Origin of the sequence: Zunongwangia sp. HRR-M8, from assembly GCF_027594405.1 — a bacterium.
In the GTDB taxonomy this organism is placed as follows: domain Bacteria; phylum Bacteroidota; class Bacteroidia; order Flavobacteriales; family Flavobacteriaceae; genus Zunongwangia.
On sequence record NZ_CP115161.1, the window covers coordinates 3,114,908 to 3,139,893 of the forward strand.

Annotated in this window: 27 protein-coding genes; 14 read left to right on the top strand and 13 right to left on the bottom strand. The window is 34.9% G+C overall.

The genetic code is table 11. The annotated features are described in order from the left end of the window. Positions 1-31 precede the first annotated feature (31 nt). From trpA to PBT89_RS13445, 3 genes are all read left to right on the top strand, one after another. The gene (trpA, locus tag PBT89_RS13435; RefSeq protein WP_270062340.1) at positions 32-799 is read left to right on the top strand and encodes a tryptophan synthase subunit alpha; all 768 of its coding nucleotides are present in this window, start codon (positions 32-34) and stop codon (positions 797-799) included. A gap of 77 nt (positions 800-876) precedes the next feature. Then, a complete protein-coding gene (locus tag PBT89_RS13440) occupies positions 877-1,020 on the top strand; it encodes a hypothetical protein (RefSeq protein ID WP_270060389.1) in 144 nt (47 codons plus the stop codon). Positions 1,021-1,025: 5 nt separating this feature from the next. Next, complete coding sequence (locus tag PBT89_RS13445) at positions 1,026-1,160, top strand: 30S ribosomal protein THX (RefSeq protein WP_270062341.1); 135 nt, start codon at positions 1,026-1,028, stop codon at positions 1,158-1,160. A 159-nt stretch (positions 1,161-1,319) separates the two neighbouring features. Here the strand turns inward: PBT89_RS13445 and PBT89_RS13450 are convergent, their stop codons facing one another. From PBT89_RS13450 to PBT89_RS13475, 6 genes are all read right to left on the bottom strand, one after another. Further along, positions 1,320-1,982 (bottom strand): uracil-DNA glycosylase family protein, encoded by a 663-nt coding sequence (locus PBT89_RS13450; protein WP_270064267.1) that lies wholly within the window; start codon positions 1,980-1,982, stop codon positions 1,320-1,322. An 11-nt stretch (positions 1,983-1,993) separates the two neighbouring features. Continuing rightward, positions 1,994-2,602, bottom strand: coding sequence for a hypothetical protein (locus PBT89_RS13455; protein WP_270062342.1), 609 nt, complete (start codon positions 2,600-2,602; stop codon positions 1,994-1,996). A 22-nt stretch (positions 2,603-2,624) separates the two neighbouring features. Next, positions 2,625-3,290 carry an HAD family hydrolase gene (locus tag PBT89_RS13460; RefSeq protein WP_270062343.1) on the bottom strand — a complete coding sequence of 222 codons (666 nt, stop codon included), beginning with the start codon at positions 3,288-3,290 and terminating at the stop codon, positions 2,625-2,627. Positions 3,291-3,374: 84 nt separating this feature from the next. Continuing rightward, the gene (yaaA, locus tag PBT89_RS13465; RefSeq protein WP_270062344.1) at positions 3,375-4,136 is read right to left on the bottom strand and encodes a peroxide stress protein YaaA; all 762 of its coding nucleotides are present in this window, start codon (positions 4,134-4,136) and stop codon (positions 3,375-3,377) included. A gap of 263 nt (positions 4,137-4,399) precedes the next feature. Next, the gene (locus PBT89_RS13470) at positions 4,400-5,455 is read right to left on the bottom strand and encodes an RluA family pseudouridine synthase (RefSeq protein WP_270062345.1); all 1,056 of its coding nucleotides are present in this window, start codon (positions 5,453-5,455) and stop codon (positions 4,400-4,402) included. Beyond that, the gene (locus PBT89_RS13475) at positions 5,455-6,075 is read right to left on the bottom strand and encodes a PASTA domain-containing protein (protein WP_270060384.1); all 621 of its coding nucleotides are present in this window, start codon (positions 6,073-6,075) and stop codon (positions 5,455-5,457) included. Before PBT89_RS13475 ends, PBT89_RS13470 begins: the two co-directional genes overlap by 1 nt. 105 nt (positions 6,076-6,180) lie before the next feature. Here PBT89_RS13475 and PBT89_RS13480 point away from each other — a divergent pair, with 105 nt between their 5' ends. Beyond that, positions 6,181-7,155, top strand: coding sequence for a D-alanine--D-alanine ligase (locus PBT89_RS13480; RefSeq protein WP_270062346.1), 975 nt, complete (start codon positions 6,181-6,183; stop codon positions 7,153-7,155). Positions 7,156-7,160: 5 nt separating this feature from the next. Here PBT89_RS13480 and PBT89_RS13485 read toward each other — a convergent pair whose 3' ends face one another. Further along, positions 7,161-7,718, bottom strand: a complete 558-nt coding sequence (locus PBT89_RS13485; protein ID WP_270062347.1) for a hypothetical protein — start codon at positions 7,716-7,718, stop codon at positions 7,161-7,163. 123 nt (positions 7,719-7,841) lie between these two features. On the opposite strand from PBT89_RS13485, the gene coaD reads away from it, so the two are divergent. After that, complete coding sequence (gene coaD, locus PBT89_RS13490; RefSeq protein ID WP_270062348.1) at positions 7,842-8,297, top strand: pantetheine-phosphate adenylyltransferase; 456 nt, start codon at positions 7,842-7,844, stop codon at positions 8,295-8,297. Between the two features lie 150 nt (positions 8,298-8,447). Here coaD and PBT89_RS13495 read toward each other — a convergent pair whose 3' ends face one another. Genes PBT89_RS13495 through PBT89_RS13505 form a run of 3 tightly spaced genes read right to left on the bottom strand, consistent with a single transcriptional unit; the run spans position 8,448 to position 12,629 of the window. Further along, positions 8,448-9,002 (bottom strand): HNH endonuclease, encoded by a 555-nt coding sequence (locus tag PBT89_RS13495; RefSeq protein ID WP_270062349.1) that lies wholly within the window; start codon positions 9,000-9,002, stop codon positions 8,448-8,450. 21 nt (positions 9,003-9,023) lie between these two features. Continuing rightward, the gene (locus PBT89_RS13500; protein ID WP_270062350.1) at positions 9,024-11,312 is read right to left on the bottom strand and encodes a TonB-dependent receptor; all 2,289 of its coding nucleotides are present in this window, start codon (positions 11,310-11,312) and stop codon (positions 9,024-9,026) included. A 27-nt stretch (positions 11,313-11,339) separates the two neighbouring features. After that, complete coding sequence (locus PBT89_RS13505) at positions 11,340-12,629, bottom strand: PQQ-dependent sugar dehydrogenase (RefSeq protein WP_270064268.1); 1,290 nt, start codon at positions 12,627-12,629, stop codon at positions 11,340-11,342. Positions 12,630-12,870: 241 nt separating this feature from the next. Here PBT89_RS13505 and PBT89_RS13510 point away from each other — a divergent pair, with 241 nt between their 5' ends. Beyond that, complete coding sequence (locus PBT89_RS13510; RefSeq protein WP_270062351.1) at positions 12,871-14,622, top strand: M14 family metallopeptidase; 1,752 nt, start codon at positions 12,871-12,873, stop codon at positions 14,620-14,622. Here the strand turns inward: PBT89_RS13510 and PBT89_RS13515 are convergent. After that, a complete protein-coding gene (locus PBT89_RS13515; protein ID WP_270062352.1) occupies positions 14,606-15,229 on the bottom strand; it encodes an NUDIX hydrolase in 624 nt (207 codons plus the stop codon). The genes PBT89_RS13510 and PBT89_RS13515 overlap by 17 nt on opposite strands. A gap of 7 nt (positions 15,230-15,236) precedes the next feature. Between PBT89_RS13515 and pyrE the strand changes: the two genes are divergently transcribed. After that, a complete protein-coding gene (gene pyrE / locus PBT89_RS13520; protein WP_270062353.1) occupies positions 15,237-15,881 on the top strand; it encodes an orotate phosphoribosyltransferase in 645 nt (214 codons plus the stop codon). Position 15,882: 1 nt separating this feature from the next. Further along, positions 15,883-16,272: an SRPBCC family protein gene (locus tag PBT89_RS13525; RefSeq protein ID WP_270062354.1), complete on the top strand. Its 390-nt coding sequence runs from the start codon at positions 15,883-15,885 to the stop codon at positions 16,270-16,272. Between the two features lie 60 nt (positions 16,273-16,332). On the opposite strand, the gene PBT89_RS13530 is transcribed toward PBT89_RS13525, so the two are convergent. Beyond that, positions 16,333-17,064 (bottom strand): biotin--[acetyl-CoA-carboxylase] ligase, encoded by a 732-nt coding sequence (locus tag PBT89_RS13530; RefSeq protein WP_270062355.1) that lies wholly within the window; start codon positions 17,062-17,064, stop codon positions 16,333-16,335. Positions 17,065-17,157: 93 nt separating this feature from the next. Between PBT89_RS13530 and rsfS the strand changes: the two genes are divergently transcribed. The 6 genes from rsfS to PBT89_RS13560 all read left to right on the top strand — a co-directional run bounded on the left by rsfS (position 17,158) and on the right by PBT89_RS13560 (position 22,048). Next, the gene (gene rsfS / locus PBT89_RS13535) at positions 17,158-17,529 is read left to right on the top strand and encodes a ribosome silencing factor (protein ID WP_270060372.1); all 372 of its coding nucleotides are present in this window, start codon (positions 17,158-17,160) and stop codon (positions 17,527-17,529) included. A 21-nt stretch (positions 17,530-17,550) separates the two neighbouring features. After that, on the top strand, positions 17,551-19,593 hold the full coding sequence (gene ftsH / locus PBT89_RS13540) for an ATP-dependent zinc metalloprotease FtsH (RefSeq protein ID WP_270062356.1): 2,043 nt from the start codon (positions 17,551-17,553) through the stop codon (positions 19,591-19,593). Between the two features lie 100 nt (positions 19,594-19,693). After that, positions 19,694-20,308, top strand: a complete 615-nt coding sequence (locus PBT89_RS13545; protein ID WP_270060370.1) for an LUD domain-containing protein — start codon at positions 19,694-19,696, stop codon at positions 20,306-20,308. Positions 20,309-20,313: 5 nt separating this feature from the next. Next, on the top strand, positions 20,314-21,117 hold the full coding sequence (locus PBT89_RS13550; RefSeq protein WP_270060369.1) for a phosphatidate cytidylyltransferase: 804 nt from the start codon (positions 20,314-20,316) through the stop codon (positions 21,115-21,117). Then, positions 21,107-21,757, top strand: a complete 651-nt coding sequence (locus tag PBT89_RS13555) for a phosphatidylserine decarboxylase family protein (RefSeq protein ID WP_270062357.1) — start codon at positions 21,107-21,109, stop codon at positions 21,755-21,757. The genes PBT89_RS13550 and PBT89_RS13555 overlap by 11 nt, the downstream gene beginning before the upstream one ends. A 15-nt stretch (positions 21,758-21,772) precedes the next feature. Beyond that, entirely contained in the window at positions 21,773-22,048 is a 276-nt protein-coding gene (locus PBT89_RS13560) for an acyl-CoA-binding protein (protein WP_270060367.1), read from the top strand. 184 nt (positions 22,049-22,232) lie between these two features. On the opposite strand, the gene PBT89_RS13565 is transcribed toward PBT89_RS13560, so the two are convergent. Beyond that, positions 22,233-24,863: a valine--tRNA ligase gene (locus tag PBT89_RS13565; protein ID WP_270062358.1), complete on the bottom strand. Its 2,631-nt coding sequence runs from the start codon at positions 24,861-24,863 to the stop codon at positions 22,233-22,235. Positions 24,864-24,986 lie beyond the last annotated feature (123 nt).

The window sequence follows — 24,986 nt, forward strand, 5'->3', positions numbered from 1 at the left end:
ATAAAATTAAAATCATAAATAGCTAGAAAAAATGAATAGAATTAATCAAAAAATGAAAGAAGATAAAAAACTTCTTTCTATATATTTTACCTCAGGTTATCCTGAAAATAAAGATACCGTATCGATAATTAAGGATCTTGAAAAAAGTGGAGTCGATTTTATAGAAATTGGATTACCATTTAGTGATCCTTTGGCAGATGGTCCCACCATTCAGGAAAGTTCTACTATCGCATTGAAAAACGGAATGACCACCAACAAACTTTTTGAACAGTTAAAAGATATTCGTTCTGAAGTTTCTATTCCGTTGGTCATTATGGGATATTTTAACCCAATGCTTCAATTTGGAGTAGAAAAATTTTGTGCGAAATGTGAAGAAGTTGGCATCGACGGACTCATAATCCCGGATCTTCCTGTGGATGTTTATAATGATGAATATAAAGCGATATTTGATAAACACGGATTAAAAAATATATTCCTAATTACACCACAAACCTCTGAAGAACGTATACGTTTTATCGACGAAGTTTCCGACGGATTTATTTATATGGTAAGTACCGCTAGTGTTACCGGAGGTACAAAAGGTTTTGGAGAAGAAACCAAAGCCTACTTTAAGCGAATTTCAGAAATGAAACTGAAAAATCCACAGATTGTAGGTTTCGGAATTAGTGATGAAGATACGTTTAACGAAGCCACAAAATATGCCAAAGGCGCCATTATTGGTAGTGCTTTTATTAAACATCTTAACCAACATGGTAAGAACAATATTCAAGATTTTGTAAAATCGGTAAGACCGGTTTAACCAAAGTCTAACACTGTGTTAGGAGCTTTTAAGAGTATGAGTTCGTATCTTTAAGTTGAACCTAAAAAACATGAATTATGGGAGGGCCAATTGAAGATAATCACCGAACTAGAAAAACAGATCAAAAAAATCCGACTCAACCTTCGGGAAACAGAAATGAATCTACCAACAAAGTAGATATCGATGAAAAAACAGTTAAAGATCAACAAAATAAAAAATAAACTTTATGGGAAGAGGCGATAAAAAAACAAAACGAGGGAAAATAGCGATCGGTACCACTGGAAAGCTACGACCTAAACGTAAAAAGTTTAAAGTAAAGCCAACTACCCTCGCAGAACAGGATAAAAAAGCATTGCAGTAAATTATCCAAGATTAAAGCTTTAAGGTATTTATCAGAAAATTTATTATTTCGATGCAATTCTCGTGGCATTTAATCTCGGTTATCGAGTAGATAATTTACAAAAAGAAAATCCCTGAAATTCAAATTGAGTTTCAGGGATTTTTATATGTCTTAAAGCCTCTAGAAAAAATCTTTATACTGCAGCACTCTAAAATCTACGGTATTGAAATTAGAATCTTTCGACTTCAACTCTTTATAAAGTTGCATACTTCCAATCGCTCTGTTTGCTGAACCGGATGGCGCTGTTAAAGAAACTGTTTTTATCAATCTACCGTCCAACACAAATTGATGAATTCTTGGTGGTTCGTTATCGATAACTTTCAGTTTGATATTTTCTTCTTCGGAATTTTTTAAATGTCTTCGGAAAAAATATTCCGGGCCATTCTTACTATTTCCTCCGGTGAATAAAAGCATGTCAATTTTTGGATGATTTCGTAAAATCTGAAGCATATTCCGAAGTTCAACATTTTTCATTCCCAAATCAGAAGCATCGATCTTTTCTCGATAGCTGCTTTCCACTACATCACAAATCCCAATGCCTCGCTGTTGGAGAAAATCCTTCCGCTGTCGAATAGCTTCGACTGAATTATCATAAATCAAATTCAGTTCAAAAATTCGGTCTAAAATTGGCCAAAGCAACCCATCCTGACTTCCGTAGCAAAAATCGACATCACGTTCCTTTAGCCTGCGCTGTGTAAAACGCGGTGGAGGCAATGTTCCTACAATTAATTTGTTCGCATTCTCTGGAATAAATGGTGGGTATGGATGTTTATGGTAGAAAATAGCGATATTGTTTAATTACAAGTGTTATAAAATTCGATTACTTTTTGAATATCTTTTTCTTTTAAGTCCTTATCATTTAATTTTCTCACTAAACTAGGACAGTCTGAAAAATAGTCTGCCGCTCGGTTTTTAAACGATTTAGAAATCCGAATAGTTACTAATGGCGAAGCAATTTCCTCTTGGGGTCGCTTAACATAAAATTCATCGTAATTACCTACAGAAAATCCGCTAGCAACTCCCGTTCCCGTACCATTAGATGTTGTCATAGAAACGCCTCTGGCATATAAATTAACTTTACCTCCTGCAATGACTATTTCAAAAACCTCAGATTTCTTTTCTGAAACAGGTAAGTATACGTAAGTTGACTTGCTACCTTCTTTAATAATTTCTATTCTTTTAATATCGTCCTCAGTAAATTTCTTCTTTTTTGATTTTTTTGAAGCTTTAAATTTTACTTTATTATTCAGATTTACTGTAAGATAATCCTTAGAAATTACAGGAAGCATAACTAATCCTTCTAGCTGTTTTTCGTTTTTTAAAACTATAGTGCCTTCTTGCCAAGACTGAGATTTGGCAACTAAGCTGATGAATAAAAATAAAACTACAGCAATTTTTTTCATTCTTTGTAAATATTGATATTCTTTAAATTCGACCTTCTTTTTCTAAATACTGCGTAGCTTCTTGGAGAGTATCAAAAATTTTATCGGCTGCTTGTACGTTTTCTTTTAAATTGGAATCTGCCTGAATTGCAAAACACTCTAAATCGGCTCCTTTTGCTGAAGCTACTCCAGTTCGAGTATCTTCAAAAACAATCATATTTTCTTTAGGTAAGTTGATTTTTTCGATAGCCGTTAAATAACTTTCCGGATGCGGCTTACTGTTTTTCACATCAGTTCTGGTGATCTCGAACTCAAAATACTTTGCGATATCTGTTTTCTCTAGCAAATATTCAACATTGTTTCTTGGGCTTCCGGTAACCAGATAAATGGGAATATTTTTTTCTTTGAAAAAATCTAAGGTTTCGATAGCAAAAGGCATAAATTCAACTTCAGATTCCTTTACTAATTTTTCGGCCATTCGCTCGCGCTTGTAAGTAAGATCTTTTCTAGAAATTGGTAAATCGAATTGGTCGATCATTGCTTGCGCATTAATAGGAGAAGGCGTACCGGCATAGGTTTTAATGTAATAATCGTAATCTAACTCGGCGCCATAATCCTTTAAAACCTCAACCCACGAGTTGTAATGATAATGTTCAGAATCTACTAAAGTACCGTCGAAATCGAATATTGCTGCTTTAATTTCAGCCATTGTTTTTTAGTTTTTTGGGGTTTCACGAATATAATTCGGTAGCGATAAAAAAAGCAATTTTGAATATTAAACTTTCGTTAGATGTTAGCGTATAAAAACCGGTTCGTTTTCCTTGTCGGTATGCTCAGCACTGAATTTATAATCTTCATAGTCAAAACCTTTAATATCATCTAAAGTTTTAGCCGAAGTATCGATAATATATCGCACCATAGATCCCCGAGCTTTCTTTGCATAAAAACTGATGATTTTTAATTTTCCGTTTTTATAATCTTTAAAAACCGGAGAAATTACCGGAACTTTTAAAGCTTTAGTATCTATTGCTTTAAAATATTCGTTACTGGCAAGATTCACTAAAACCTCATCATTTTTTAATTCTGAATTTAAATAATCGGTCACTTTTTCTTTCCAAACTTCGTAAAGCGTATCGGTATTTTCGATTCCTATTTTAGTTCCCATTTCTAAACGATACGGCTGAATAAGATCAAGTGGTTTTAAAATTCCGTATAAACCAGAGAGTATTCTAAGTGTATTTTGAATATCATCTAATTTATCTTCTGGAATTGTGTAAGCATCTAGCCCATTATAAACATCCCCATTAAACGCGTACATCGCCGGGCGAGAATTCTTTTTGGTATGATCTTCTTCGAAATCCTGGTAACGTGTATAATTAATATCTGCTAATTTATCGCTAATACTCATTAAATCTGAAATCTCTTTCTTGGTCATTCTAGCCAATTTTCGATTCAGTTTTGCCGTAGTTTCCAAAAATGAAGGTTGTGTTCCTCGAGTAGTAGGTAATTTTGATTCGTAATCTAGACTTTTTGCTGGTGATACAACTATTTTCATTTTTCTTTTCTTTTTTTAATTATCCGCAGTTTTTGCTAATTGATATTTTCGTCTTTCCGGACTTGATTTGGAATTTCATAGTAAATTAAAAAATCATGAAGATGAGACCCTGAATCAAGTTCAGGGTAACAACATCTAACTTCGAATATTTTCCGTTTATAAAGTAAAGATAAGACTTCACTTCCCGAAAATAAAAAAGACCTTAAATTACTTATTTATAAAGCAATAGAAAGGTCTTATTCTATAGAATTTAGCTATAAAATTTACAGCATTTCTTTTTGATTTTTTGCGTAGTTGCGCCATTTTTCTATCGCGCCAACTATATCTTCCGGCAAGTCGGAATTAAAACTCATCCACTCCCCTGTCTTCGGATGTGTAAAGCCTAAAGTCTTTGCGTGTAAAGCCTGTCTTGGTAAAATTTTAAAGCAATTTTCTACAAATTGTTTGTATTTGGTAAATGTTGTTCCTTTTAAAATCTTCTCCCCGCCGTAGCGCTCATCATTAAAAAGGGTATGGCCAATATGCTTCATATGCACACGTATTTGGTGCGTTCTACCGGTTTCTAATTTACAAGCCACCAAAGTAACATAACCAAAACGTTCCAATACTTTAAAATGAGTTACTGCCGGTTTTCCTTTCTCGGCATCATCACCTTCATAAACAGTATTCTGCAGTCTGTTTTTAGGATGTCTACCAATATTGCCTTCAACCGTACCCTCATCTTCTTCAACATTTCCCCAAACCATTGCAACATATTCGCGCTCACTGGTCTTATCGAAAAACTGTTTCGACAAATGCGCCATAGCATGTTCAGTTTTCGCAACAACTAAAAGTCCGCTGGTGTCCTTATCTATTCGATGCACTAAGCCTGGCCGATCACTGCTGTTATTCGGCAAATTTTCGAAATGATAGATCAAAGCATTTATTAAAGTGCCGCTATAATTGCCGTGCCCGGGATGCACCACCATTCCTGCTGGTTTATTCACCACAAGAAGTGTATCATCTTCGTAAACAATATCTAAGGGAATATCCTCTGGCGTAAGCAAAAATTCATACGGCGGATGCTCGAACATTACCTGCACCACATCGCCGGCTTTTACTTTGTAATTTTGTTTTACCGCAACATCGTTTACATAAATATTGCCATCTTTCGCCGCTTTCTGAATTTTATTTCGAGTGGCTTTCTCGATATAATTCATCAAATATTTATCAACGCGAAGTGGATTTTGACCTTTTTCAGCCACAAATTTATGATGCTCGTATAGCGTTTCATCGCTCTGCTCTTCCAGCTCGTTATTTTCTTCGGGATGTTCCTTCATTAAAAATCAAATTGGTCTTCGTCTGTAGTTTCTTCAATTTCTGTACTATCTTCTGTTGGGCGTCTATAACTTCCCGAACCATCTCCTAAAACCAAGTCGATTTTTGAAGTTTTCATCAGTTCATCTCCCGATTCAATCAATTCTCCATTATGTCGAAGTTCTAAAACAGCATCTTCAGCAATATCTGGTTTATAAGTAATTTCACCTATCTCAAACCCTAAAGATTTTAAAGTAGGGACAGCTTGTCTTTTAGTTCTACGAATAAGATCTGGAATCACAATTTTTCGATAACCAGAAGGATTTAGCGTCAAATAAATTTTACGATTTTCTTTTACAAATTTACCGGCTCTTGGTACTTGTTCTATCACCGAAAATCTCGGATAATCTGGATTAAAATTAGCCGAATCTAAAATCTCGTATCGCAGATCGTTTTCATCCAAAAGGGTTTCTACTTCGCTTAAGGAAAGTTCAGCTAAATTTGGTACCTCTATACGCTCTCCCTGATTGGTAGTATACTCTAACCATTGCATCGCGCCATAAACAAGAACAACAACTAAAATAATGGCCAGCACAAGCTGAATTAAAAATGTTTTACTGAAAATGAATTTGAACAATCCCATATATTTACAAAATAAAAAGCAAAGATATAAAAACACCTTGGTTTTGGTGACAACCTTTTTTCGTGATATTTTTGTTTTAACGCAACATAATCTGATATATTGAATATGAAGAAAAAAATTGCCATCGCAATGGGCGGCTTCTCAAGTGAATACCGCATTTCTATTAATAGTGGTAATATGGTGTACGAAAACCTGGATCGTAATAAATACGAACCTTACCGCGTGCATATTTTACAGAATGAATGGTTTGTGGTTACAGAGGATGATACTCCTTACCCTATAAATAAAAGTAACTTCACCGTAAAAATTAATGCTGAAATTATAAAATTTGACTGTGTTTTTAACACCATTCACGGTACACCTGGGGAAAATGGTCTCCTACAGGCTTATCTAGAATTACTGAATATTCCGCAAACGGCTGCAGATCATTATCAATCTGCACTTACTTTTAACAAGCGTGATCTGATAAGTGTTTTAAAACCCTACGGAATTAAAAGCGCTAAAAACTATTTTTTGAATAAAGAAGATATTGTAGATGCTGAAGCAATTATTGAAAAAGTAGGACTTCCTTGTTTTGTAAAGGCGAATCGCGCCGGAAGCAGCTTTGGGATCACAAAAGTAAAACAGAAAGATGAATTGTATCGAGCTGCACAAAATGCATTTCAGGAAGACGATGAAGCAATTATCGAATCTTTTCTTGATGGTACTGAAGTTTCTGTAGGAGTAATAACTTTTAATGGTGAAATACTTGCGCTTCCGGTAACCGAAATTGTTTCAGAAAATGAATTCTTTGATTACGAAGCTAAATATTTAGGAAAATCCCAAGAAATTACGCCGGCCAGAATTTCAGAAGAAGACACAAAAAAGGTTCAGGAAATCGCTAAACTCATTTATCAGAAATTAAAAATGAAAGGTTTTTCGAGATCTGAATTCATTTTCCATAATGGCGAACCTCATTTTATAGAAATGAACACTACACCAGGATTAAGCCAGGCCAGTATTTTGCCGCAGCAAGCAGCAAAGGCAGGAATTTTTTTAAAAGAGTTATATGGAAGTGCTATCGAAGCTGCATTAAGCTAGTAATACTAGAAGTTGTAACCGATTTTTAAATGCGCTTTAATAATAGTTTCATTACTATTATAATCACCATTGCTAATAGTAGTTCCATAACCAACACCAATCCCGGTTTCGAAACCAAAATGTTTCCCGATATTTCTTTTTATACCCCATTTTGGTATAAAATATATTTGATTTGTAACACTTACATTACTCTTATTCGAGATAACAAAAAGATCTGGATAAAAACTAGTTTCTAAACTAAGGAAATTAGCCCCGTTATTCCAGGTTCTTTTACCTTTTTCTGAACGCTTTTTGATGTTGTAATACCAGCGTGGCTCTAATGTAATTACAGGAGTCAAAAAATAGTTAAAACTACCTTCTGTCGAAGGCCCCCATAATCCGGCATCTAAACCAATTTCTGTTCTTAGTGCAAATTCATCGGCTAATCTCGACTCGTTGTATCCCCAAATCCCCAAAACACCGGTTTGGATTCCGTATAAGGATTTTTCTACTGAATTGTTTTGCGCTTTTAAACTTGAGCTAGCAAATACTAAAAACACTAAAATTGTGATGATTCTGTTCATTTTTTGATTGATGCTTTTATAAAGAGCAGCGAATATAAAAAAATAACGTTTACACCTACAATATAAAATAGAATTTTGTTTCCTTCTTTTTTTATAAGACCTTAGTATTTCAATTCATTTTTCATGAGAAGAGCTGTATTTCCGGGATCTTTTGATCCTATAACTTTAGGACATGTAGATATTATTGAAAGAGGACTTCCGCTCTTTGATGAAATTATTCTGGCTATCGGCACCAATAGCAGTAAAAAATATATGTTTTCTTTAGAAAAACGTCTTGAGTTTCTGGAAAAAACCTTCCAAAATGAGCCTAAGATCAAAGTCACAACTTACAGCGGACTAACAGTTGATTTTTGTAAGAAAATTGAAGCAAAATTTTTACTTCGTGGTCTAAGAAACGGGATCGATCTTGAATTTGAAAAAGCTATTGGCCAAACTAACTACAAAATGGAGAATATCGAAACGGTTTTTCTAATTGCTTCTTCTGGCCTCGAACATATTTCTTCTACCATTGTTAGAGATGTGATGCAACATGGCGGCCAGTATCAATTTATGGTGCCGGATTCGGTGAATAGTGAGTAAATTTTACATTTAAGTATTCCTATTGCATTTCCTACAGAAAACTTTTAAAAATTTCTTCTAAAACCCTACAATCTCACATTACTAATAAAATCTATTTTCTACTATCTATGTTCTATAATCTAGAATCTATTATCTAACAGCGATAGCGATCTAATATTCCGTAACATGCCCCCAGTTTTCACCGGTTTTAATACGGTGTAACTGCATTTCTGAAATTCCGAATTGCTTCGCGATCATCTTTAAGCGTGTTCTTCGGTTGGGATCAAAAATCTTACGTTTGATGAATTTTACCTTTGTTTCGGTCAATTTTGCATGGCTTGGCAGTTTGCGTACAATATTTTTGTTCTCAGGATTGCTAAATTGATGAATTTCCTTTTCACGCTTTGTAGCCCATTTTAGATTCTCCAGGCGATTATCTTTTTTATCGTAATTAAGATGAATTACAAAACGCTGCCCTTCTTTTCGCTCTAAAAATAACTGCGCCATTAATTTATGAACATAACGACTGGACCACACAGAATTTTTAAGTTTAATTCTGACCATTTCGTAGCCATTTCCGTATTTTTTTTCTTGAAGCTCCTCTTCCCCCGTTTCCGTAATTCTGATCACTCTACCAAAATTGGAAATTTTGTAGTGCTCCTTTTCCGAAACTTTATCGTCGAATATAACTTCTTTCCATTCTTCATCAAAATAACTTCTAACCATAGGGGAAAAATATCGTGTAATTTAGAAAAAATAATTAACTGCTACGCCTGTAAAATAATTACGCGGGTAACCTGGATAATAATAACGTGGTGCTGCACCACCAAAACCAACCGCATTTGGTAAAACGCTAGCAGCGTAATGCTCATCAAAAAGGTTATTGATTCCTCCGTAAATATTTAGCTGAAGATCCTTTATAATATCAAAAGCATAAGCAGCTTTTAGATTAACGAGATCATAAGCATCGGTGTACAAAGCATTCGCATCGTTAAGCGGAATTTCACCTACATTTCTATACAACGCATTAAAACTGAAACCAAAATCTGTACTAAGATCTAAGCCTGCATTAATGGTATGTTTTGGAACTCCAGGTAACTCGTTGCCGGAATAATCTATTTCTTCATTAACAAAACTATCAAATTCAAAAAAATTGTAAGCGGCATTTATAAACGGATTCAACTGCCAGTTTTCAGCAAAATCTAAGCTGTATTTTCCGAAGAATTCAACTCCGTTATGATCGGTTTTACCAGCGTTAATTCCCACATATTGATCTTCAGCAACCCGTTGCGCAACGAGTAAATTTTTAACCTGAATGCTATACAAAGAAACTTCAGTGTATAATCGATTATTTAACCAATTCCCCTTAAAACCTATTTCGTAATTAAAACCAGTTTCTGCTTTTAAATCGGTATTTATTTGTCCTTCCGGAGTTAAGGTTTCAGCGACTGTTGGTGTAGAAAAACCGTGACTTACCGAAACATAAACATTTTTATTTTCAGCAACTTCATACGACAAACCTATTCTTGGTGAAAAAACGGCATCAAAAGTATAATTCCCGGTTTGATCGATACCATCTTCAGCATAAAAATCATCCAAACTATAACCAGTAGTATTAAAATTTAAGCCGGCTTCTAATAATAAACGCTCGCTCAAATCCATATTAAGTTGCGCGAAAAAATTTGCATAATGGCGATCCTGTTCATTATTACTTAAATGTTCTCCTCTTATGCTACCGATATTATCAAAATCTTCATATAAATTTTCAAAAGTTCCGGTTTCGTACCACTCATTATAATATTGCGCTCCAAAACTAATTTCTGAAGGCAATTCAAACAGTTTCGTAGAAAGACTAAAATTAGTTCTTGCTCCGGCAGATAATCGTTCCTCTTTTAGAATATCAAAAGGTCTTGGCTCGTAGCCATTTCTAAAACTTACAAATACACTGGTTTGATTGGTGAAATTATCAGAAAAATGATGCTTATAACTTACGCCTAACAAACCGCGATCATAACTTTCGTAACCTTTGGAAGCTCCCCAGGTAAAAGCGGCACTTTCTGGATCATTTAAAAAATCATCCTCATTTATCGAACTTGGTATATAGGCTTTTAATTTGACGAAATTGGCCAAAAACGACAGACTATTTTTTCCTGAAGTCAGCACTTTTGCATTTACCAATCCAGACTTTCTATCGTAAGCGCCATTCTCTCGCCAACCATCACTTTGTACATGATTATAAGTTGCAAAGACTGAAGTTTTTTCTGAGTTTATAGAAACGATATCAGATTTTTTCCAGGTATTATAGCTTCCACCCTGCACTTTTACGCCAACCCGACTTTCATTTAATCCGGGATCTGCGGAATACAGATTTATAGAACCTCCAAGCCCGGCGCCGTAAATACTACTTGTTGGTCCTTTAATAACCTCAACACGTTCTAAAGATTCCTGGTCGATATCATCTAAAGTGAGTGAACCTTCTGCCGTGGCAAGTGGAATTCCGTCGAAATATGCCTGAATTCGATTTGTAGAATACTGCGCTCTACCGCCAATTCCTCGGATATTGATCTTATTTGTATTTAAAGCGCCTTGATTTACATAGACGCCGGGTACATAATTAAGATTATCTACAAAATTTACCGCATCGGTTCGTTTAAGATCACTTTTTGAAAGTAAACTTACCGCGGCAGGAGTTTTTTGTAATTCGGTTGGAATTAGTGTACTTCTTAAAGTTACTTCGGAAAGAGATTCGTTTGAAGACAGTAGATATACCTTTAAATTAGTTCGATTTTCTTCAAATCTTAGTTTTTTCGTTTCAAATCCAATAGCGCTGAATTTTACAATAACGGGAAATTCAATATTTTCAATAGTAAAAAATCCATTATCACCAGAAACAGCAACAACTTCTGAAGCTGCAATGATATTCACATTTGCAATAGCTTCAGAAGTTGTTTTATTTATAATTTGTCCTTCTATTCTTTGGCCAAAGGATTGCTGTGCACTAATTATTAAAATTAATGCGATAATTATATTCTTCAAATTTCGTTTTTTTAAATGAACTAAAAATTATTCAGCAGAAACTCTCCAAATCACTCCTCCATTATCATCATTTACTAAAAGATCTCCATTAGGCAAAGTGGTAACTCCAACCGGGCGACCATACACTTTGCTGCCATCTTCACTGGCTATAAATCCAGTTAGAAAATCTTCTGGTTGCTGTGGTTTACCATTGGCATCAAACGGAATAAATATCACCTTGTATCCTGCAAAATTAGAACGATTCCAAGAACCATGTTGTCCTACAAATGCTCCGTTTTTATAGCGGGCAGGGAATTGATCTTTATCGTAAAATGCTAGACCTAAAGAAGCTGTATGAGAACCTACCGGAACATCTGGAATTTTGGCTTTTTCTACCATATCGTTATGAGGTTCTTTATGCCATCTGGGATCTTTGATATCACCATAATAAGAATATGGCCACCCGTACCAACCATTTTGTTTTACACTAGTTACATAATCTGGCACCAGATTATCACCAAGTTTATCACGTTCGTTAACGGCAGCCCAAAGCTCACCGGTAATTGGATTGTAATCTACACCCACTGGATTTCTAAGTCCTGCAGCGTATACAACTTCGTTAGATCCATCTGGATCCATCATAAGCACATTAGCTCTGCGCTTTTCTTTTTCCATCCCGTGTTCTCCTGCGTTGCTTGAAGAGCCAACAGTAACTACCAGTTTTTTACCATCTTTGCTGGCAATCAAATTTCGCGTCCAATGGTGATTATATCCACCTGCAGGAAGATCTTTCACTAGTTCTCCTTCACCTTCAAGAGCAGTCATTCCATCTTTATAGGGCCATCTTTTTATAGCATCTACATTTGCCACATAAAAATAACCGTCTAGGATTAGCATTCCGTAGGGTTGATTTAAGTCTTCTGCAAAAATAAAGCGCTCTTCTGGTTTACCATCTTGGTTGGCATCCCTTAAAAGCGTAATTCTATTCGCACTTTTTTTAGCATCGTCACTTTCGACTACAAAAATATCTTTTTCGTTTGGAGCTACATAAGATCTTCTTGGATGCTTTAGACCTTCAGCAAACTTAGAAACAGTAAAGCCTTTTGGTGCTACTGGCATTTTTCCTTCTGGCCAGGGCACTAATTTGCTGTTTTTTTCTACAGACTCCGAAGAATATGGAGAAGGCAATTGCAGAAAACCTACAGTTGTTTCTACAGTTACAGATGGTTGATCTGCCAGTTCCTTTTTCTTCTTTTTACTTAAATTTTCCTGCATTTGTGCAAATCCAGCAAAACCGATAAATGTTAGTAAACCTACACTTATAATTTTCTTTTTCATGTTCTTAGCATTTTTCCCGAAAATAATCTGAAATACGCCTACATGAAAATCAAAAGCAGTGATTAAGTATAGTTTAACAGCAAAAAGCTTATAGTTAAAATATTTTGTGAAAAGTAAAGACAGGAAAGCAGCAAAATCACCACCTATTTCTATGGCTAAGCCCATTATTAAGTTTCTAAACTAGTAGCTTCAACATATTTTAAGTAAGTTTACAGCCTATTTTTTGTGTTATTACGTATCTATGGAAAGACTTCTTTTCTTTGGCTTTATATTGATTGTTTTTAGTTCCTGCGATTTTTCTAAATATCAACTACAGGACGAATATGATTTTACCACACGTTTTGAAAAATCGAAAGGGAAGGAAACCGATATTTATCCTAATGTAATTCAGTTTTACGAAGATCTTTCTAAAGTTTATTCTTCAGTACAATTAAAAGCTTTTGATACTACAGACAGTGGTAAGCCTTTGCATTTGGCTATTTATAATCCAGATGCCCAGTTTGATATTGATAAGATTAAAGAAGATAAAAGCATTTTATTAGTACTAAATGGGATCCATCCCGGGGAAAGTGATGGTATCGATGCGACAATGATGCTCTTTAGAGATTTGGCGCAAGATTCTATAAAAATTCCAGAGAACGTAGTTTTAGCTACCATTCCCGTTTATAATATTGGTGGTGCACTAAATAGAAACTCATTTTCCAGAACAAACCAAAATGGCCCAAAAGCATACGGCTTTAGAGGAAATGCTCGCAACTACGACCTAAACCGTGATTTTGCTAAAGCAGATACTAAAAATGCTCGCGCTTTTTATAAAATATATCATTATTTAGAGCCTGAGGTTTTTATTGATAATCATGTAAGCAATGGCGCAGATTATCAATATACATTAACACATCTTTTTACTCAGCACGATAGATTAGGTGGCGATATTGGCAAATACTTGGATGAAACCATGATGCCGGCTTTAGAAGATTCTCTAAAAAAGAAGAATCTTGATATTACGCCTTACGTAAATGTTTTTAATGAAGTTCCTGAAAAAGGATTTTCTCAATTTGTAGATTATCCTCGCTATTCTACAGGATATACTACTATGTGGAATACTTTAGGGATGATGGTAGAAACCCACATGCTTAAACCTTATGACAAACGTGTTTGGGGAACATACGAGTTGATGCGGTCGATGATCGCCATTACAGATAATCAATCTGAAAAAATAAAAGAACTAAGAGCTTCAGAAAATAAGAAATATCTTACCAAACGCTGGTATCCTATACACTACAAACCAGATATGGAAAATCCAAGTATACGTGAGTTTAAAGGATTTGAAGGCGAAATGATACCGAGTGAGGTTACCGGTGGAGAACGATTAAAATACGATCGTAATAAACCTTTTACAAAAGACATCGAATATTTCAACAATTTTGTGGCTGAAGACCGTGTTGATATTCCCAGAGGATATATTATTCCGCAAGGATGGTGGAACGTCATCGATCTTTTGAAGATGAATAATATTAAAATGAAAGCTTTTGATAAAGACACCACTTTATATGTTCAGCAATACAAAATTGAAAATTACGAAACTGTAGAATCAGCCTACGAAGGGCATTACATGCATAAAAATACCGAAGTCTCGGCAAGCATGGATTCGATTTCTTTCAGAAAAGGAGATTATTATGTTAGTACCTTTCAGGATGGGGTTAGATATTTGCTGGAAATGCTAGAACCGGCTGCAGAAGATTCCTTCTTCAATTGGAATTATTTTGATACCGTACTTCAGCAAAAAGAACATTTCTCGCCTTATGTTTTCGAAGATATTGCGAAAGAACTACTGGATAAAAACCCAGAATTAAAAAGTTCCTTTGAGGAAGAAAAAAACAACAATGCCGATTTCGCCAAAAATTGGTATGCGCAATTAGAATGGCTACATAAACATTCTAAATATTACGAATCGGCACACTTGCAATATCCGATTTTCAGGATTCCACGTTAATTTTTGGAGCAGGAATTTCCTCGTCCTCAAATAACAATTTGATGTTTGCGTAAGAGTTATCAAGGGCTTTTTCAGCTTTGGCAGGACTTTTCCATTTCACCTTTTCTATACCTTCTTTTTCTTGCGGAATTAATTCACCATCAAAATCACTGGTCATATTATACCAGTATGTTTCTTTTAAGCGATATTTGCCTTTACGTTTAAAAATATGAAATGTAGTTCTAAGAAAGCTTGTAATTTCTAAACCCGAAATTGCAGTTTCTTCTTCTACTTCTCTAATAGCACATTCTTCAATACTCTCTCCTTTTTCAATCTTACCTTTTGGAAGATCCCACTTATCATTTCTAAAAATAAAAAGTATTTCCCCTTTTGGATTATATACCTTACCACCACCTGCGATAACAGGTTTTATCTTTTTACGTAGAAATTTAAGCAGTTTTTCTTCTTTTTTGTGGTATAAATTTACATGAGTAATTTTCCCCTTATTTATTTTTCTGATTAAACGCTTTAATCGTACGGTTTTAATCGAATAAGTTTTATACTCACCTCCTAAATCTTTATTTGTAGAAAGAATTATCGGGGTATCATTCACAAAAACTTTATACATTTGTAGTATGATTTTAAACAAAGAAACAGCAATAAAAACTGCTGAAGTATTATTGCAAATTAAAGCAATTAAATTAGAACCACAAGAGCCATTTACATGGGCCAGTGGATGGAAGTCTCCTATATACTGCGATAATCGTATAGTACTCTCTTATCCTTTAATAAGAAATTTTATACGAGAAAACTTTGCTAAGCAGATAGAAGAAATTTACGGAAAACCCGATGTAATCGCAGCTGTAGCTACCGGAGCCATAGGTATAGGAATGCTAGTTGCTGAGTATTTAAGTCTTCCTTTTGTATATGTTCGACCTGAAGCTAAATCCCATGGAAGAAAAAACCAGATCGAAGGAAATCTTGAAGCAGGGCAAACCGTCGTTGTTATCGAAGATCTTATTAGTACAGGCGGGAGTAGTTTAAATGCAGTAAAAGCACTTAGGGATAGCGGAGCCAATGTAAAGGGCATGCTAGCTATATTTTCTTATGGTTTCGATATTGCTGAAGAAAACATTAAGAACGCCAATCTACAGGTTCATACATTAAGCAATTACGAATATCTAATTGATACTGCGCAACGTACCAGTTATATTAAAGAATCTGAAGTTGAAATTTTAAAAAGCTGGAGAGAAGATCCGGCAAAATGGAGCCCACTATAGTATGAATTTAGAAAGTCCAAAAGTAACTGCAAGTAAGAGTCAGCAAGAAATGTACAATTTCCTGACGAACGTAGAGAATTACGATCAAATAATGCCTAGCAGCAAAGAGAAATTTGAGGTATTGTCTTCAGAGAAATTTCTTTTTCAATTAAAAGGAATGCCAGAGATTGCACTTAAAATAGTGAATACCGACGAGCCAAATTTAGTGGTTTTAGGTTCTGGATCTGATAAATTTCCTTTCACCCTAAGTATTCATATTGATCAGAATGGTACAGGTAGCGAAGTTCAGCTTTTATTTAACGGTGAATTTAATGCCATGATGGCGATGATGGTTAAAAGTCCATTACAGAAATTTATAAATAGCCTGAGCGAAAATATTTCTAAATTATAGTTTACGATATTCGACAAATCTAAAAGCTGTTTTAAAATTCGATGTTTTGAAACAGCTTTTTTAATACATCAGCTTTACTTCTTTCAAATCGAAAGTTTTATAAACAGAATCTTCAACTTCAACATTCAAAAGTCCGCTAGTAGTTACTCCACGTATAATTCCGCTAAAATATTCTCCGTTGGGCCATTGAAATGTGGAAACGACATCTTTCTTAAACATCAAAGAAGCATATTCTTCTAAAATAAGTGTTTCTTTTTCTTCTGAAAGCAATTCGAGTCTCCCTACTAACTCTTTTAAAATATTATTTAAAACTTCATCAAGATCAAATTCGTTACCGGTTTGTAATTTCATTGAAGAAGCCTGCTTAAGATTACCAAAATCATCTTGGTTTACATTCAATCCAATACCTATTACACTAGCCGCGATGTCAGTTTGTTTTAGGATATTTTCGATAAGAATGCCACACATCTTAAAATTCACTGACATTATGTCGTTGGGCCATTTTACAGATAATTTAGGAACATTAAACCTATCAAGAACCTTAATTACCGCCAACGATACAACAGCATTTAATAAAAAATGATGATTAACCGTTACCTTAACTTTAGGATAAAGCAAGCTGAAAGTTAGATTTTTGCCAGGTGTAACATTCCAAACAGCTCCTCTTTGCCCCTTACCTTTAGTTTGAAAACGGGCAGCAATACAAACAGATTCGAAGCTAGAATTATCATTGTAATACTGCTTTGCAAAGTCGTTTGTAGACGGGATGGCATTAACTTTGATTATACGCATAATAGACTAATGAAAAGATTGTCGCTAAATGTTGTGTTAAGTAGGTCTATAAAAAGCCAAAAAAACATAACTTTGCGTAAATAAATAAATTTAATGACGAAAAAAGTAACAAACAACGATCAACTTATAGCACATATCATTAAGGGAATTGAAGATGTAAAGGGAAATGATATCGATATCCTCGACTTAAGAGAGATTGAAAATACAGTTTGTGATTATTTTGTTATCTGCAACGGTACTTCCAACACACAGGTAAACGCCATAGTTAATTCAGTTCAAAAATCCGTAAGTAAAGCTTTAAAAGATAAGCCCTGGCATATCGAAGGTAGCGAAAATGCCGAGTGGGTTTTAATGGATTATGTAAATGTTGTTGTTCATGTGTTCCAGAAACACATTAGAGAGTTTTACGACATCGAAAGTTTGTGGGGAGATGCAAAGATCACATCGATCGAAACAAAGTATTAATTATTTAGAAGAAGACCAAGAATGGCTAAAAAGCAATCAAATAAAAAATTAGACCCTAAAAAACCTAAGTTTAGTGCATATTGGATTTATGCAGTAATCATATTGGTGTTTTTAGGAATTAACTTTTTTGGAGGAAGTGGATTTGGTGAACCATCAAAAATCACCCCTCAGCAGTATATGGACTATCTTTCTGAAGGAGATATTCAGAAAACAGTTGTCATAAACAGATCGATCGCTAAAGTTTATCTTACCGACGAGGCGAAAGAAAAAGCGATCCACAAAAAAAGTGGAGAATCAGATTTTTTAAGTACCGGTAGTGCTCCAGATTATAGTTTTCAGATAGGAAGTTTAGACAAATTTCAGGAAGATATAGAAACTATTGAGAAAGAAGATAATGTTAGCGCTAAACTTAGTTTCGATAGCGATAATAATGTTTTGGGAGATATACTAATTACGCTATTACCATTTGTACTGATCATTGGTATTTGGATTTTCATTATGCGAAAAATGAGTTCAGGTGGCGCAGGTGGTGCCGGTGGACAAATTTTCAATATTGGAAAATCAAAGGCTAAGTTATTTGATCAAAATACAGATGTAAAAACCTCTTTTAAAAACGTTGCCGGATTAGAAGGTGCTAAAGAAGAAGTTCAGGAAATTGTAGACTTCCTAAAACAACCAGAAAAATACACCAGCTTAGGTGGTAAAATTCCAAAAGGAGCTCTTTTAGTAGGACCTCCTGGAACTGGTAAAACATTATTAGCTAAGGCCGTTGCCGGTGAAGCTAAAGTACCTTTCTTCTCTCTTTCAGGATCAGATTTCGTAGAAATGTTCGTTGGAGTTGGTGCCTCTAGAGTTAGAGATTTATTTAAACAAGCTAAAGAAAAATCTCCATCAATTATTTTTATTGATGAGATTGATGCTATTGGTCGCGCTCGTGGAAAAAGTAATTTTTCTGGATCTAACGATGAGCGTGAAAACACACTAAACCAACTATTGACTGAAATGGATGGTTTTGGCACAAATACCAATGTAATTGTTATTGCGGCAACCAACCGGGCAGATGTTCTGGATAAAGCATTAATGCGTGCTGGTCGTTTTGATAGACAGATCTATGTAGATCTTCCAGATTTAAATGAAAGACGTGAGATTTTTGAAGTTCATTTAAAGCCACTTAAAAAGGTAGCCGAAGAACTTGATACTGAATTCCTTGCAAAACAGACTCCGGGATTCTCTGGTGCAGACATTGCAAATGTTTGTAACGAAGCAGCGCTTATTGCGGCCAGAAAAGGAAACAAAGCGGTGGGCAAACAAGATTTCTTAGATGCCGTAGATCGTATTGTAGGAGGTCTTGAAAAGAAAAATAAAATTATTACTCCAGACGAGAAAAAAGCGATTGCTTTTCACGAAGCTGGTCACGCCACGGTAAGTTGGATGTTAGAGCATGCAGCGCCACTAGTAAAAGTTACCATTGTACCACGTGGACAATCCTTAGGAGCTGCCTGGTATTTGCCTGAAGAGCGATTAATCGTTAGGCCAGAGCAAATGTTGGATGAGATGTGCGCCGCTCTTGGTGGTCGTGCCGCAGAAAAGGTTATTTTCGATAAAATTTCAACAGGTGCTTTAAGTGATCTAGAAAAAGTAACTAAACAAGCAAAAGCTATGGTTACTATTTACGGTCTAAATGATAAAGTAGGTAATCTTACTTATTATGATTCATCTGGACAAAGTGAATACAATTTCACGAAGCCATATAGTGAGAAAACATCGGAGCTTATTGACAAAGAAATTTCTAATCTAATTGAAAGTCAATATCAGAGAGCTTTAGATCTTTTAACCGAAAACAGAGATAAGCTTACCCAGTTAGCTGAAATTTTATTGGATAAAGAGGTAATCTTTAAAGACGATTTACAAAATATTTTTGGAGAACGACCATTCAATAAAAACACGGCACATTTAAATGAGGTTAGAGAAAGTGAGGAATCTGCTCCTACTACATCTAATTTAAATTTACCTGAAAATTCAAGCGACGAAGGAATTAAAAATAATTCTTCGATAGATAAATAAAATTTATATCAACTGCTAAAAAATCTTAATTTACCTAAGGGTTAAATTAAGATTTTTTACCTTTGATTAAAATGATGTTTACAACCACACTCAGAACTATATGAATCTATTTAGAAGATTCTTAAACCCTAATAAATCAAAATCAGACAAAGATCAGGAAACACCTGATAAAACTGATCGTGGGAAATATATGCCAGAGGTGAAACTTCCCACCGATGAACGTTTTATGCTGAATTTTAAAAATAACGGGGGGAAATTTTTATATTGTGAAGATGAGGCTGAAATTCAGGAAGCCTTTGATAATATTCTTCTAGAAAATGATTGGTACGAAAAGCAGTGTTGTTGCTTTGATGAAAATTTAAAAAATAAATTCGATAGTTTTAATTTAGATTTTAATTCTTCAGCAAACGCTCCTTTTTTTCTTTCTACATGCGAATATCTAGTTGCCAATGATGGATCTATACTAATCTCTAGCAACCAGATTAAAGAAAGGAAGCTTAGAGAATTACCGGCAGATTTTATTATCTTATCTTCTACAAGCCAATTAATAGACAGTATCGGTGAAGGTTTGCGAGGTATCAAGTTTAAAAATAAACAACGAATTCCTTCAAATATTACCACCATTAAGAATTTTGAACCACAGAAAGAAAGTGATTTTATGAGCTACGGTAGTAGTAGCAAAAATTTGTATTTGCTTCTTCTGGAAGATCTTTAATATTTATGAGGGAAGCGATAATTAGAACAGTATCAGGATTACTATATATATCAATATTAGTAGCCTCTATCCTTTCTTCTGAATTAATTTTTATTGGTCTTTTTTACATACTTGGGCTTATCTGTCTTATCGAAATGCAAAAGTTATTGCATTTAAAAAGTTACGCGCTATACGCAGTACAAGCCTTATTATTTTATCTTTTCAGCTTTTTAAAATTTGATCAAAACGCCACGCTAATTCTTTTAGCGGTTACCATATTTGTAAATTTATTTTTAGTAAAAGATCTGTTGGTAATTCGTAAAATACCGGTATTTGAAAAAAAGAAATACATTATTATTATATTTTATCTAATATCGTCGGTTATTTTTTTAACGCTTATCCCAACTATCGAAGGTGAATTTAAACCGAAGCTCGTTGTAGGAATCTTTGGTTTAATTTGGACTAATGATACTTTTGCTTATATTGTAGGTAAGAATTTTGGAAAACGTAAATTATTCGAAAGAATTTCTCCTAATAAAACTGTAGAAGGCTTTATTGGAGGTATTATATTTACTGCAATTGTAAGTTATTTCATAGCAGATTACACCTCCTTTCTAAATCCGTTAGATTGGGTAGGTTTAGCGATTTTCATTAGTGTTTTTGGTACTTTAGGAGATCTAATCCAATCTAAATTTAAACGTCAGGCCGGCGTAAAAGATAGTGGGAATCTAATGCCAGGACACGGTGGTTTGTTTGATAGACTAGATAGTATTATTTTTGCGGCCCCATTTGTTTATGCTTACTTATACCTTTTAAATTATGTTTCATAAAGAAGGCTACAAAATCATGGCTATTACTGCAGTTTCACTGTTGGTAATAAATATTGGTTCTTATTCGTTAATTAATCAATATTGGATAAAATTTGCCATTTTAGCGGCATCAATACTATTCTTTGCTTTAATTGTCCAGTTTTTCAGAAACCCGAAAAGGCAAACCGCTATAAATGACAATAATGTTGTTGCTCCCGTAGATGGTAAGGTTGTAGTTATTGAAGAGGTTTTTGAGAAAGAATTCTTTCAAGAAAAAAGACTACAGGTAAGTATTTTTATGTCTCCTCTTAATGTGCATGTTACCCGGCACCCAATTGGCGGAAAAGTAAAATACAGTAAATATCATCCAGGTAAGTTTTTGGTTGCCTGGCATCCAAAATCGAGTGAAGAAAACGAGCGAACTACTGTAGTAGTAGAAAACCCCGTAACAGGACCAATATTATATCGCCAGATAGCAGGAGCTTTAGCGAAGCGTATAGTTAATTATGCTGAAGAAGGTAAAGAGGTAGTACAGGGTAGCGATAGTGGATTCATAAAATTTGGATCACGTGTAGATGTTTTTTTACCTCTTGGCACTCCTATCAATGTTGCATTAAATGAAAAAGTAAAAGGCGGAATTACCGTTATTGCTGAAGTTTAAATTTATGTTTTAGTTATGCCTGAAAGTAACAGGAATCGTTTTTTGAAAGCTTACGAAATAGCCAGCAATACCAGCAAAAAATTACCTCCAGATATTATGCTGCATTTTTATGCTTATTATAAAAGAGCTACAGAAAATAATGGTTTTTACATCCCACCTTCTGAAGGCGGAGATCTTAGAAGTGCATTTAAAATTAACGCTCTTTTCCAGGTTAAAGATCTAAGCAAAAAAGAAGCTGAAGAAAAATATATTGAACTTGTTGAAAAACATATTGGCAAAGTTCCTGAATAGATATTAGATATTAGATATTAAGAAACTTTAAAGCTCAAAATCACGAGGAGTATTAAGCGATTATTTTTTTCAGCATTCTCGATTCGAGAAATTCTATTTTCCGATCTTACTTTTCTTTCAAAATAGAGGCAAATAAAAAAGCCCCACTAGATGTGAGGCTTAATTTATATTTGATCTATATTTTTTACTTTAAGCTTGACAAACTTGCTTTTAAAGCTTCAATTTTAGCTTCTGCATCAGCTTTTTTAGCTTTTTCTACTGCCACCACCTTATCTGGCGCATTGTTTACAAAACGCTCATTAGAAAGCTTTTTATTTACTGAATTTAAGAAACCTTCAGTGTATTTTAATTCTTCCTCTAATTTTACAATTTCAGCTTCTATATCAATTGCTCCACCAACCGGAATAAAATAATCGTTCGATTTCACTCTAAAGGATAACGCACCTTCAACCTGTTCGTTTACATATTCCAGGTTTTCGATATTACCCATTTTAGCGATCACTTTGTCAAACGAGTCTGAAACTTTATCGTTATTCTGAATTTTAAGATCAATGGTATTTTTAAACGCAATGTTTTTATCGGTTCTAATTTTTCTAATACCTGAAATAACTTCAGAGGCAAAAGCAAATTCGCTAATAATCTTCTCATCATAAGAAACTTGTTCTGGCCATTTCGCCACGATCAAAGCTTCTTGCGGAGTTCGTTCACTTATGGTTTGCCAAATCTCTTCAGTAACAAAAGGCATAAAAGGATGAAGAATGCGTAGATTATCTTCTAAAATAGTAATTACCGCATCAAAAGTTTTCTTATCGATTGGCTGCTCGTAACCTGGTTTTACCATTTCTAAAAACCAGCTACAATAGTCATCCCAAATCAATTTATAAGTTCCCATCAAAGCATCGCTAATTCTGTACTTAGAATAATGATCTTCGATTTCAGCTAAACTTTTCTGGAATTTTGCTTTATACCAGTCGATTGCAATTTTAGACGTTTCTGGCTGCTCGATTTCGGCTGAAACTTCCCATCCCATCACCAAACGGAATGCATTCCAGATTTTGTTAGCAAAAGCACTTCCCTGCTTACAAAGATCCTCATCGAACATTAAATCATTTCCGGCAGGAGAACTCAATAACATCCCCACGCGAACACCATCGGCACCGTATTGATCGATCAACCCTAGCGGATCTGGCGAGTTCCCTAAAGATTTAGACATTTTGCGACGCTGTTTATCTCTAACAATTCCTGTTAAGTAAACATTTTTGAATGGTCGTTCCCCGCGATATTCGTAACCTGCAATGATCATTCTTGCTACCCAGAAAAATAAAATCTCTGGTGCAGTTACTAAATCATTGGTTGGATAATAATAGTTTATTTCTTCATTTTCTGGCTCTAAAACTCCGTTAAAAACACTCATTGGCCATAACCATGAAGAGAACCAGGTATCTAAAGCATCCTTATCCTGTGTTAGATCTTCACTAGTTAAAGCTGAATTTCCTGTTTTATCTTGTGCTTTCTTTACTGCATCTTCAAGTGATTCTGCAACTACAAAATCATTAGTACCATCGCCATAATAATAAGCCGGAATTTGGTGTCCCCACCAAAGCTGCCGTGAAATATTCCAGTCACGCACATTTTCCATCCAGTGACGGTACGTGCTTAAAAATTTCTCTGGCACTAAATTAATATCATCACCAACAACAGCATCGATCGCCGGTTGGGCCAGATCTTTCATTTTTAGGAACCACTGGTCGCTAAGTTTTGGTTCGATAACCGCACCGGTACGCTCGCTTGTTCCAACTTTATTAGTATGCTCTTCTGTTTTAACTAAAACTCCAGATTCTTTTAATTCAGCAACAATTTCAGTTCTAACCTCAAAGCGATCTTTCCCAGCATAATGCATTCCGAAGTCATTCAGCGTAGCATCATCATTAAAAATATCGATAATTTCAAGATTGTGCTTATCTCCCAACACTTTATCATTCTCGTCGTGTGCAGGGGTAACTTTTAAGCAACCTGTACCAAATTCGAGATCAACATATTCATCTTCAATTATAGGAATCACACGACCACAGATAGGTACGATTGCTTTTTTCCCTTTTAGATGCGTAAAACGCTCGTCCTTGGGGTTAATGCAAATCGCAGTATCTCCAAGAATAGTTTCAGGACGCGTGGTAGCAATAGTTACGACCTCATCACTTCCTTCGATCTTATAATTCAGGTAATATAAATGCCCTTGTTTTTCCTGATAGATCACCTCTTCGTCAGACAGCGTTGTCTTTGCTTCAGGATCCCAGTTCACCATTCTAAATCCACGATAAACCAGACCTTTCTCATATAGATCTACAAAAACTTTAATTACAGAGGCAGACATATTGTCGTCCATTGTAAACTTTGTACGATCCCAATCGCAGGAAGCTCCCAATTTCTTAAGCTGATCCAGGATAATCCCGCCATGTTTATGCGTCCATTCCCAGGCGTGTTCCAAAAATTCCTCACGCGAAAGATCATTTTTACTAATGCCCTCGCTTTTTAATTTTGCTACGACTTTCGCTTCAGTAGCGATAGAAGCGTGATCTGTACCCGGTACCCAGCACGCATTAAATCCTTTTAAACGAGCTCTTCTCACCAAAACATCCTGAATAGTATTATTCAGCATATGCCCCATATGTAAGACTCCTGTTACGTTTGGTGGCGGGATAACAATGGTATAAGGTTCTCTTTCATCTACCTCTGAGTGGAAGTATTTATGATCCATCCAGTATTTATACCATTTATCTTCTACTTTATTTGCGCTGTATTGTGAAGCGATTGCCATAATTGGTCTAGTTTTTGAAAATAAGAGCAAAAGTAATTATAAGTGAAGGAATTTAAAAGGAGTTGAATTGAATATAATTTTTGAACCTATTGCAATTCAGTGTATATTTACTATTCCGAAAAA

What these genes read in the sequence shown, in the direction of transcription:
- trpA (WP_270062340.1), top strand. Translation starts at nt 32, where the DNA reads ATGAATAGAATTAATCAAAAAATGAAAGAAGATAAAAAACTTCTTTCT.
- PBT89_RS13440 (WP_270060389.1), top strand. Translation starts at nt 877, where the DNA reads ATGGGAGGGCCAATTGAAGATAATCACCGAACTAGAAAAACAGATCAA.
- PBT89_RS13445 (WP_270062341.1), top strand. Translation starts at nt 1,026, where the DNA reads ATGGGAAGAGGCGATAAAAAAACAAAACGAGGGAAAATAGCGATCGGT.
- PBT89_RS13455 (WP_270062342.1), bottom strand. Translation starts at nt 2,602, where the DNA reads ATGAAAAAAATTGCTGTAGTTTTATTTTTATTCATCAGCTTAGTTGCC.
- PBT89_RS13460 (WP_270062343.1), bottom strand. Translation starts at nt 3,290, where the DNA reads ATGGCTGAAATTAAAGCAGCAATATTCGATTTCGACGGTACTTTAGTA.
- yaaA (WP_270062344.1), bottom strand. Translation starts at nt 4,136, where the DNA reads ATGAAAATAGTTGTATCACCAGCAAAAAGTCTAGATTACGAATCAAAA.
- PBT89_RS13470 (WP_270062345.1), bottom strand. Translation starts at nt 5,455, where the DNA reads ATGAAGGAACATCCCGAAGAAAATAACGAGCTGGAAGAGCAGAGCGAT.
- PBT89_RS13475 (WP_270060384.1), bottom strand. Translation starts at nt 6,075, where the DNA reads ATGGGATTGTTCAAATTCATTTTCAGTAAAACATTTTTAATTCAGCTT.
- PBT89_RS13480 (WP_270062346.1), top strand. Translation starts at nt 6,181, where the DNA reads ATGAAGAAAAAAATTGCCATCGCAATGGGCGGCTTCTCAAGTGAATAC.
- PBT89_RS13485 (WP_270062347.1), bottom strand. Translation starts at nt 7,718, where the DNA reads ATGAACAGAATCATCACAATTTTAGTGTTTTTAGTATTTGCTAGCTCA.
- coaD (WP_270062348.1), top strand. Translation starts at nt 7,842, where the DNA reads ATGAGAAGAGCTGTATTTCCGGGATCTTTTGATCCTATAACTTTAGGA.
- PBT89_RS13495 (WP_270062349.1), bottom strand. Translation starts at nt 9,002, where the DNA reads ATGGTTAGAAGTTATTTTGATGAAGAATGGAAAGAAGTTATATTCGAC.
- PBT89_RS13505 (WP_270064268.1), bottom strand. Translation starts at nt 12,629, where the DNA reads ATGAAAAAGAAAATTATAAGTGTAGGTTTACTAACATTTATCGGTTTT.
- PBT89_RS13510 (WP_270062351.1), top strand. Translation starts at nt 12,871, where the DNA reads ATGGAAAGACTTCTTTTCTTTGGCTTTATATTGATTGTTTTTAGTTCC.
- PBT89_RS13515 (WP_270062352.1), bottom strand. Translation starts at nt 15,229, where the DNA reads ATGTATAAAGTTTTTGTGAATGATACCCCGATAATTCTTTCTACAAAT.
- pyrE (WP_270062353.1), top strand. Translation starts at nt 15,237, where the DNA reads ATGATTTTAAACAAAGAAACAGCAATAAAAACTGCTGAAGTATTATTG.
- PBT89_RS13525 (WP_270062354.1), top strand. Translation starts at nt 15,883, where the DNA reads ATGAATTTAGAAAGTCCAAAAGTAACTGCAAGTAAGAGTCAGCAAGAA.
- PBT89_RS13530 (WP_270062355.1), bottom strand. Translation starts at nt 17,064, where the DNA reads ATGCGTATAATCAAAGTTAATGCCATCCCGTCTACAAACGACTTTGCA.
- rsfS (WP_270060372.1), top strand. Translation starts at nt 17,158, where the DNA reads ATGACGAAAAAAGTAACAAACAACGATCAACTTATAGCACATATCATT.
- ftsH (WP_270062356.1), top strand. Translation starts at nt 17,551, where the DNA reads ATGGCTAAAAAGCAATCAAATAAAAAATTAGACCCTAAAAAACCTAAG.
- PBT89_RS13545 (WP_270060370.1), top strand. Translation starts at nt 19,694, where the DNA reads ATGAATCTATTTAGAAGATTCTTAAACCCTAATAAATCAAAATCAGAC.
- PBT89_RS13550 (WP_270060369.1), top strand. Translation starts at nt 20,314, where the DNA reads ATGAGGGAAGCGATAATTAGAACAGTATCAGGATTACTATATATATCA.
- PBT89_RS13555 (WP_270062357.1), top strand. Translation starts at nt 21,107, where the DNA reads ATGTTTCATAAAGAAGGCTACAAAATCATGGCTATTACTGCAGTTTCA.
- PBT89_RS13560 (WP_270060367.1), top strand. Translation starts at nt 21,773, where the DNA reads ATGCCTGAAAGTAACAGGAATCGTTTTTTGAAAGCTTACGAAATAGCC.
- PBT89_RS13565 (WP_270062358.1), bottom strand. Translation starts at nt 24,863, where the DNA reads ATGGCAATCGCTTCACAATACAGCGCAAATAAAGTAGAAGATAAATGG.